The following is a 6,638-nucleotide window of genomic DNA, read 5'->3' on the forward strand; positions in this document are numbered from 1 at the left end:
GCTCCTTGCCACACCGGTGCTTGTCTATGGTGGGGCACACTTTTTTAGCGGAGCCTGGAAAGCCCTTCGGCACCGTGCTGCGGACATGAACCTGCTGGTGGCGATTGGCTCGGGAGCTGCCTACGGCTACTCGGTTCTCGCGACGCTCTTGCCCGTGGTGTTTCAGTCCCGGAGTCATCCGCACACAGAGCACGCTTCCATGCCTGCCGTCTACTTTGAAGCGGCGGCGGCGATCATTACCTTCTTGCTCCTAGGCAAGCTCCTCGAAGCCCGCGCCAAGGGCAAGACGGGCGAAGCGATCAAGAAGCTAATGGGACTACAGGCAAAGACCGCCCGCGTCTTGCGAGACGGCAATGAGCTGGAGATTCCCATCGAGGCCGTTGCCATTGGTGATCTGGTGCTCGTGCGGCCCGGGGAGAAAATCCCTGTGGACGGGGTCATTGAAGGCGGAAGCTCCTCCGTGGACGAGTCTATGCTGACGGGCGAAAGCTTCCCCGTTGCCAAAGGGATTGGCGACGAGGTATTCGGAGCCACGATGAACTCCACGGGCTCGCTTCAGGTGAAGGCGCTGCACGTTGGTCTCGATACGGCTATCGCCCAGATTGTGAAGCTTGTTCAGGACGCTCAGGGCTCGCGTGCTCCCATCGCCCGCCTCGCCGATACCGTAAGTGGGTATTTCACTCCGATCGTTCTGATCATCGCTGTGCTGACGTTTGTCCTTTGGTTTTCGCTGGCCCCCGCCGACACGCGCCTGAACATGGCCTTTGTTAATGCGGTGGCAGTTCTCGTGATCGCCTGCCCTTGCGCTTTGGGGCTCGCCACTCCTACCGCAATCTTGGTTGGTACGGGCAAGGGAGCACAGTTGGGCATCTTGATCAAAGGAGGAGCCGCGCTGGAGCAAGCCTACAAGATGACCGCGATCGTGCTGGACAAGACCGGCACCGTGACGGAGGGCAAGCCTACACTCACCAACCTCACGGCATTTGGACTCCCGGAAAACGAAGTCTTGCGACTCGTGGCCGCCGTCGAAGCCCTGAGCGAGCACCCGCTTGCTGCCGCCATGGTGAAAGCTGCCAAGGAGAGGGGACTCGTCGTTCCTGCTGCGGAGCATTTCGCGGCGATACCGGGACGAGGCGTGATTGCCAGTGTCGAAGGTCATGAGGTGCTGATCGGCAACCGTGCGTTTCTGGAAGAGCGTCGTATCCCCATTGATGCCGCTCGCTCTGAGGCAGAGCACCTAGCGACGGAGGGTAAGACCCCGATGTTTGCCGCCGTTTCGGGCAAGCTCGCCGCGATTCTTACCGTGGCTGATCCTATCAAGCCAAGCTCCAAAGAAGCCATAGCACGTCTAAAAAAGCTTGGTCTTGAGGTTGTGATGCTCACCGGTGACAACCAAAAGACCGCTCAAGCCGTTGCTGCGCAAGTCGGAATAGGCCGCGTGGTGGCCGAGGTGCTACCGGAAGGCAAAGTTGCGGAGATCAAGCGGCTTCAGGCAAGCGGCACTGTGGTTGGGATGGTCGGTGACGGCATCAACGATGCCCCTGCGCTCGCCCAGGCGGATATCGGAATTGCCATCGGGACGGGTACCGATGTCGCGATAGAGGCCTCGGATATCACGCTTATCAAGGGCGATCTCAATAGCGTCGCAAACGCCATTGCGCTGAGTAAGGCCACGATGACGACGATCAAGCAGAATCTCTTCTGGGCCTTTGTCTACAATCTCGTGGGCATTCCCATTGCGGCGGGATTGTTGTATCCTTTCACCGGCTGGCTGCTGTCGCCTGTGTTTGCCAGCGCGGCGATGAGCCTTTCCTCAGTGTCAGTAGTTGTCAATAGCCTGCGACTCAAGAGCTTCAAAATTAGTGTCATTTAACCTTAACCAAGGAAGGAAATCAGCCATGGATACCAGCCAGATAATGGTTATTGTCAGTGGAGCAGGCATTATTGCCTTTATTCTCTGGTTCTTTTTTGGTAAGCAAGAAGGAAGGAAAGGGTAGCGAAGCCACGAATCTGGTTGTCCATACTGTCCTTTTCTTTAACCTCAGCTCTTCCTGATTCTTGTGCGGTACAATGGCTCAGGATACTTCCGTAAACTAAAGGACGTTTATATAATGGCAGACGCCAAAGAACTTCAGCTCTTCAATGACCTTGCGCGGCAGTTGCGCGCTGACTCAATCCGCTGTACGACGGCAGCAGGGAGTGGCCACCCGACCTCCGGGATGAGTGCGGCAGACCTGATGGCCGTGCTCCAGGCCAAGTACCAGCGCTACGACTACAGCAACCCGAGTCACCCCAACAACGACCACCTGATCTTCTCCAAGGGGCATGCCTGCCCGGTGCTCTACGCCATGTACTACGCTGCGGGTGCGATCTCCGAGGCCGATCTGCTCTCGCTGCGCAAGTTTGGCTCGATCTACGAGGGCCACCCAACCCCGATTATTCCGCACATTGACGCCGCGACGGGTTCACTCGGCCAGGGGCTCGCGATTGCGGTGGGCGTTGCGATTGCGGGCAAACACATCGAGAAGCTCCCCTACAAAATCTGGTGTCTGCTGGGCGACTCGGAAATGGCCGAGGGCTCCAACTACGAGGCCCTGATGGTCGCTAGCGAGCAGGGGCTGGATAACCTCATCGCGATTGTGGACGTGAACAAGCTGGGCCAGCGCGGCGAGACGGCGCTTGGCCACGACATGGCGACCTACGCCGCGCGTGTCTCGGCGTTTGGCTGGAAAGTGCTGATCGTGGACGGCCACAATGTCGCCGAGATCGACGAAGCCTACGCCACGGCCGTGGCGCACACCGGCTCGCCCGTTTGTATTTTGGCCAAGACCGAAAAGGGCGGTGGCGTGAGCTGGCTCGCGGGCGCTCCCGGCTGGCATGGCAAGGCGCTCAAGCCCGACGAGGCAGACAAAGCCTACGTCGAGCTGTTGCAGGCAGGTCCGATCGCCGGCTACACGGTCAAGCCACAGCTCCCCGAGAACCTGACCCCCGCGCCGTTTACCGCCGATGCGCCTTTGGTGCTCCCTAGCTACGAAGTGGGCGTGAAAGTGGCCGTGCGCAAAGCCTACGGTGACACGCTGGCCGCTCTTGGGAAATCCCGTGGCAATTTCTTCGCCGTGGATGCGGAAGTCGGAAACTCGACCTACACCGAGAGCCTTGGAAAAGTGGCCCCGGAGCGCCTGTTCCAGGTCTACATCGCCGAGCAGGTGATGGTGGGCGTGGCGCAGGGCCTTGATGTTCAGGACAAGAACACCTTTGCTGCGACGTTTGCGGCGTTCTTCTGCCGCGCCTACGACCAGATCCGCATGGGCGCGATCTCTGGTGCCAAGCTTCGCTTAGTGGGAACCCACGCGGGCGTCTCGATTGGCGAGGACGGCGCGAGCCAGATGGCCCTCGAAGATTTAGCGATGATGCGCTCGATCTACGGCGCGACGGTTCTCTATCCGTCGGATGCCGTGAGCTGTGCCCACTTGATGGCTCTCATGGCCGACTACGACGGCATCGCCTATCTCCGCGCCACTCGTGAAGCGACTCCGGTGATCTACTCGGCCAACGAGGTATTTACCGTTGGCGGCAGCAAGACCCTTCGTGAGGGCACCACGGCCACCGTGATCGCGGCTGGCATCACGCTTGTGGAGGCGCTTCAGGCTGCAGATGCGCTTGCCGCGGAGGGAGTGAAGATCCGCGTGATTGACCTCTACTCGATCAAGCCTGTGGACGAGGCCGCAATCCTCAAGGCCGCTGCCGAGACTGAGCATCTGATCGTGGTGGAAGACCACTGGCCGGAGGGCGGTCTGGGAGATGTCGTCGCCGCGACCCTCACCAAGAGCTGCGTGGCTGCCAAGAAGTTCACGCATCTCGCCATCCGCGAGATGCCTCGCTCCGGAAAGCCCGACGAGCTTCTCGCCGCTTATGGCATTGACTCCGCCGCGATTGTGAAGGCTGTTAAGGGCTAGTCACAGACACTCTCTCTTGCCGTCCTGCGTCACAACGCAGGGCGGTTTTGTTTTTTGAGGTAGAATTCTGCAATGATGTCTCGGAAGCAAGCGGTTATAGAGCAGGCACGGACGCGCCTGATTACGCCGCGAAAAACGCCACCGTCTTGGCTAGATTTCGAGCAGCTTCTGCTTGCCGGAAGCTTTCAGGCAAAGCGCCAGGCTTTCATTCAGCAAGTCGAGGGGGCCTCCTCGCTGGCTGCCACCTTTGCCGCCCGCGACATCGCGCCCATCCTGATGCAGACAGGTCGGCTTCCCAAGGACTTCACCCCGCGCATGCAAGAGACGGCAGAGCTGATGAACCGCGTCATGGGCCGATTCACGAGCCGCGAGGACTTTCTCAAGAGAAACTATGCTGAGGCTATTGCCCTGGGTGAGCTGCATCAACAGGTCGGCGAGATGGCCGGTCGAACACTGAAGTGGAACCCGAGGGAGCGCCTGCCCATGAATGCGCAGTCGTTTGCCTTCGTCCTCTACACTTTTGCCTGGTGGCCCATCGAGGCACTCATCGCCCGGAAGCTTGTGGAGCCGGGCAAGGATAGCAAAGAGCTGGATGCCTGGTTCCACTACTGGTCGGTGCTGGGCCATGGCATGGGCCTGGATCGGGAGCTACTACCGCTCTCCTATGCTCTGGCAAAAGAGCGGGTGGATCTGCTCCGCCAAGCACAGTACACACGTGCCGGGGAGCCCCGTCCCGAAGGAATTCCCCTTCTGCTTGGCGGTCAGGTTCGCTTTATCGCCACCATGCTGGTGACTAAGCTGGGCGGTGCGCCTCCCGAGAAGTCCGCCTCGGAGAAGCTCTATGCCTTTGGGGCTCAGGCGCTCTTTGGGATGATCGTGCTCTCACCAGGTCTCAAAGAAGCACTTGGATTAGAAAAAGACGCCACTACCCAGCTGATCCGCTTTGCCCAACGTGAGACAGTAAGTAGCAGACCCGCTCGACCGCTTCGTCCATAGTCGTGAGGGTGAGCTGGTCTTCGTAAAACGGAAGCATTCCATTGCCTGTTTCGAGCTGGACGTCTGCGTGCCGGGTGATAGCGGGCAGGCTGAACCACCAAATCCCATCGTCGTCGGCGGGCCAGACATACTGATGCTGGGTGACTTTGAGCCCGGCAAAACGCTTCCAGACCTCCGCGATCAGCGTGTCGATATCAGTGCGCTGGGCTCGCTGGTAGGGATAGCAATTGTCAAGCGGAGACTCGATATAAAACTTCACTTGGCGCTGTTTAGGCCAGCCGCGCCAGAGGGTGCCGCAGCCTGGGCAGATAAGTGAGCCGCGCGTGTTTGAGGGGGAGGTATAGAGGTTCTCCAAGTTGCTGATATTGAGCATGGATGCTGGGGCGGGGCGGCCACTCTGGCCAGTATGTTCACAGAGCCAGGTGCCGTTGCTTGAAATTGTGCGGATCCACTCCAAGTTTCTCTTCCTCTAGGCAGGAGTTTACCCGACCAAAAGCGAAGGAGAGGGTATGGTAACTTCTTTGCTTTCTCTGGCGCTTCTGATGGGACAAGCGCCTCCGACTACTCCCGCTTTTTGGGTACGTCCCGGCTATCAGGTTTCCGTGGCGGCAGTGCTACCCGGTGCGCGTTTTATGGAGTTCGGTGATGATGGGACGCTCTATATCTCTAAGCCAAACCCCGGCGAGGTCTATGCCTTCAAGGACAAGAACAAAGATGGCTTCTACGAGACACAGACCACTTTCTTAGCGGACAAACCGACGGCGCATGGGCTCTGTTTTGAAGGCGGCTGGCTCTGGTACTCGGAGTCCGGTGCTATCTCAAAAGCTCGTGACACCAATGGCGATGGCAAGGCCGATGAAGATATTACGGTAATCGAAGAGGGCACGGTGCCGATGGGCGGTGGGCACTGGTGGCGCTCGATTCTCGTGACTAATGATGCGATCTTTACGTCCATTGGCGATAAAGAAAACGCATCGGATCCGGGAGATACCGAGCGGCAGAAGGTCTGGAAGTTCTCCAAAGACGGGAAAACAAAGACGCTCTGGAGCGGCGGCTTGCGTAACACCGAGAAACTGCGCTTGCGGCCTGGCACCCAGGAAGTTTGGGGTGTGGATCATGGCTCGGATAACATGGGCGCTCCGTTTGGCGAGACCAAGGGGAATCTGCCCATCACCAACCTCAACCCACCCGATGAGTTTAACTACTACGAGCAGGGCAAGTTCTATGGCCATCCGTTTGTTCCCGGCTACGGCTTCCCGCGCCTAGAGTTCAAAGACCGCCCCGATATTCTGGAGCTAGCCGCAAAGACCACATCGCCTGCCTGGAACTTCCCGGCACACTCGGCGAGTAATGCGTTTTGTTTTTTGACCAACACCAAGAAGCTGTTCCCCACCGATCACACGGGCGATGCCTTTGTGGCCCAGAAAGGCTCGTCGAACGCGACCATAAAAGTGGGGTACTCGGTAGATCGAGTATGTTTCGACAAGGAGACTGGCAAGCCCTACGGTATTCTTCCCATTGTCAAGACGATGGGAGCGGATGGCAAGGCACTGGCACGCCCGGTGGATTGTGTTGAAGCCCCCGATGGCTCGATTTTCTTCTCGGATGATGCTGGAGGAAAAGTCTACCGGATTCGCTATGTGGGTAAGTAGTAGCGTGCTCTTTGCTTTGGTGCTGGCGGTGGTG

5 protein-coding genes are annotated in these 6,638 nt (G+C 58.6%); 4 read left to right on the plus strand and 1 reads right to left on the minus strand.

Annotated elements, in window-relative coordinates; genetic code table 11:
• The 3 genes from RMO15_RS24250 to RMO15_RS24260 form a co-directional block, all read left to right on the plus strand.
• Positions 1–1,873 (plus strand): copper-translocating P-type ATPase (locus RMO15_RS24250; protein ID WP_309718617.1); only part of this gene is annotated, 1,873 nt, incomplete at its 5' end.
• A 238-nt stretch (positions 1,874–2,111) separates the two neighbouring features.
• Entirely contained in the window at positions 2,112–3,956 is a 1,845-nt protein-coding gene (locus RMO15_RS24255) for a transketolase (RefSeq protein ID WP_309718620.1), read from the plus strand.
• Between the two features lie 72 nt (positions 3,957–4,028).
• Positions 4,029–4,952 carry an oxygenase MpaB family protein gene (locus tag RMO15_RS24260; protein WP_309718623.1) on the plus strand — a complete coding sequence of 308 codons (924 nt, stop codon included), beginning with the start codon at positions 4,029–4,031 and terminating at the stop codon, positions 4,950–4,952.
• On the opposite strand, the gene RMO15_RS24265 is transcribed toward RMO15_RS24260, so the two are convergent.
• Positions 4,882–5,409, minus strand: a complete 528-nt coding sequence (locus RMO15_RS24265) for a hypothetical protein (RefSeq protein ID WP_309718626.1) — start codon at positions 5,407–5,409, stop codon at positions 4,882–4,884. The two genes, RMO15_RS24260 and RMO15_RS24265, sit on opposite strands and share 71 nt — an antisense overlap.
• A 52-nt stretch (positions 5,410–5,461) precedes the next feature.
• On the opposite strand from RMO15_RS24265, the gene RMO15_RS24270 reads away from it, so the two are divergent.
• Positions 5,462–6,604, plus strand: a complete 1,143-nt coding sequence (locus RMO15_RS24270; protein WP_309718629.1) for a PQQ-dependent sugar dehydrogenase — start codon at positions 5,462–5,464, stop codon at positions 6,602–6,604.
• The last annotated feature ends 34 nt before the right edge of the window (positions 6,605–6,638 follow it).

Source organism: Armatimonas sp., from assembly GCF_031410135.1.
In the GTDB taxonomy this organism is placed as follows: domain Bacteria; phylum Armatimonadota; class Armatimonadia; order Armatimonadales; family Armatimonadaceae; genus Armatimonas.

What these genes read in the sequence shown, in the direction of transcription:
- RMO15_RS24270 (WP_309718629.1), top strand. Translation starts at nt 5,462, where the DNA reads ATGGTAACTTCTTTGCTTTCTCTGGCGCTTCTGATGGGACAAGCGCCT.
- RMO15_RS24255 (WP_309718620.1), top strand. Translation starts at nt 2,112, where the DNA reads ATGGCAGACGCCAAAGAACTTCAGCTCTTCAATGACCTTGCGCGGCAG.
- RMO15_RS24260 (WP_309718623.1), top strand. Translation starts at nt 4,029, where the DNA reads ATGATGTCTCGGAAGCAAGCGGTTATAGAGCAGGCACGGACGCGCCTG.